The organism is Vibrio sp. VP6, assembly GCF_028823755.1.
In the GTDB taxonomy this organism is placed as follows: Bacteria; Pseudomonadota; Gammaproteobacteria; order Enterobacterales; family Vibrionaceae; genus Vibrio; species Vibrio parahaemolyticus.
In genome coordinates, this window is sequence record NZ_JAPEID010000122.1 from 1 (window position 1) to 1,870 (window position 1,870).

2 protein-coding genes are annotated in these 1,870 nt (G+C 41.5%); one reads left to right on the plus strand and one right to left on the minus strand.

The features are described from left to right. A partial coding sequence (locus OU793_RS24305; protein WP_274647894.1) for a DUF4158 domain-containing protein occupies nucleotides 1–992 on the minus strand: 992 nt, incomplete at its 3' end. 177 nt (nucleotides 993–1,169) lie between these two features. Here OU793_RS24305 and OU793_RS24310 point away from each other — a divergent pair. Next, the gene (locus tag OU793_RS24310) at nucleotides 1,170–1,865 is read left to right on the plus strand and encodes a recombinase family protein (RefSeq protein WP_274647895.1); all 696 of its coding nucleotides are present in this window, start codon (nucleotides 1,170–1,172) and stop codon (nucleotides 1,863–1,865) included. Nucleotides 1,866–1,870 lie beyond the last annotated feature (5 nt).

A 1,870-nucleotide genomic window follows, 5' to 3' on the forward strand; every position in this document is an offset into this window, starting at 1 on the left:
TCCCTAACCACTTCTAATTCATCGGCTATTTGCTGCTTCGCTGCCGCTGAGGCGGCTTCTCTTTGTTTTCGAGTCGCATACTGAAAGGCTGTCACTAACTTGTCATTCGTTTCTTGGTAGCGAAAGAATAAATAGCACACCATATACAACAGCCCCTGCCATTCAGGAAATCGACGAATTTTGTAAATAGATTGATGCCGGATAATAGAAGCGTAATAGTTCAAGTTCCCTTGTGACAACCTTAGCTCGCTGATGAGGCGTTTCACATCCTGATAAACACTCTTTATGGTATTGTGTGCCTCTATTTCACGATTAAGCTCTGCTGGAGTAAAGTCTTTAGCCGAGCCTTTTTGTATTGATAGTTGGTTTAGCCGCCCCTTGGTGTGTAGTATTTTCTTAAGTTGGGCTCGAGTTGTATCTGACATTTGATTTGAAAGAATTGACTCTGTTCGCTGTCGCTCATTTGCTAAGACAGTGGTGATCATGTTCTGTAATGTCGAATATCCAACCAAGCCAATGCGCTGTTGACCGAAGAAAGCCAAGCTCTCATCAAAAATGTATTTAGGATAGGTACATATCGTAGCCACATCTTGCAACCTTTCTAATAACGCCTTCTCGGCTGATTTGGTTAATCGTTTGAAGCCGAGTAGTTCGTGCATCTTCAAGATCAGTGTCGCTCGTGTGCTTTTAGCAATGAGGGGATATTTCGGTTTTCTGTTGGGGAAGTGAGTGGCGTAAATGTAATCAACATCTTGTTTCACGTCTCGCAATCTAAATTGCGGCACAACTGGCTTGGCTCGAAAATAGCCAATTAGGAGGATCAAATAAATTTTAGTTTCAATCTTTCCCATGTTTGATAGCGCTTTCTCGATACTCGGGTCTATCGAGAAAAACTCTTCACGCTCATTCTGATTAAATGCGAGACGGGAGTAAAGTTCATGGACTTCTTGTTCCGTTAATATTTGGATTCGACTTGGTTTAACTTTTCTCATTGTTTTTTATTTTGTGTTAATAAATATTGAACGACTCGACATAGGGATAACTGTGCCTGCATGAAATTTGAGTCTACCTAAAAGACATGGGTTAAATTTGACATCAAACCCTGCAATGTCATAACCTAAATGACACAACCATTAAGATCATCATGTAAATGTCATATCGAGTGAATTATGTACATATTTGGCTACCTAAGAGCATCAACATCTGATCAAAATGCAAAACGTGCTCAGAGCACCTTACAAAGCTTTGTTCAAGATAAAGGCTACCGTGTAGCGGGTTGGTATATTGAGAATGAATCAGGCGCGTCTTTGCAAAGACCTGAACTTCTACGATTACTTGATGATGCTGCTGTTGGTGATGCGATCCTCATTGAGCAGATTGACCGCCTTTCACGTCTTGATGAAAAAAGTTGGTTTACATTGAAAGAAATGCTGAGCAAGAAAGCATTAAAAGTGATCAGCCTAGATTTACCGACCAGTCATATCGCTCTATCTCCTCAAGTCACCGATGAATTTACCAGCTCTATGATCAAAGCGATAAACAGCATGATGATGGACATGTTGGCAGCCATCGCTCGCAAAGATTACCAAGATCGGCGTCGCCGTCAGGCTGAGGGGATAAAAAAGGCCAAAGAGGAAGGGAAATATCGTGGCAGACAACCAAACCTCGAGCTCCACGAAAAAATCTATCAGTTGCGAGTCATCAATAAATTGAGTATTCGCGACACCGCAAAACTGACCAATGTCTCGGACAGAACGGTCATTCGAGTGGCAAAGAGGTTAGAGCATGAACGTTTAATTGATGATAAGACATATTGGGGTCCGCTTGGAAAACGGAAAATATCCTACGTTAAGCTCATATTTTAATGGTT

Bases quoted from the DNA above. Each gene is read 5' to 3' on its own strand.
- OU793_RS24310 (WP_274647895.1), top strand. From the start codon at position 1,170: ATGTACATATTTGGCTACCTAAGAGCATCAACATCTGATCAAAATGCA.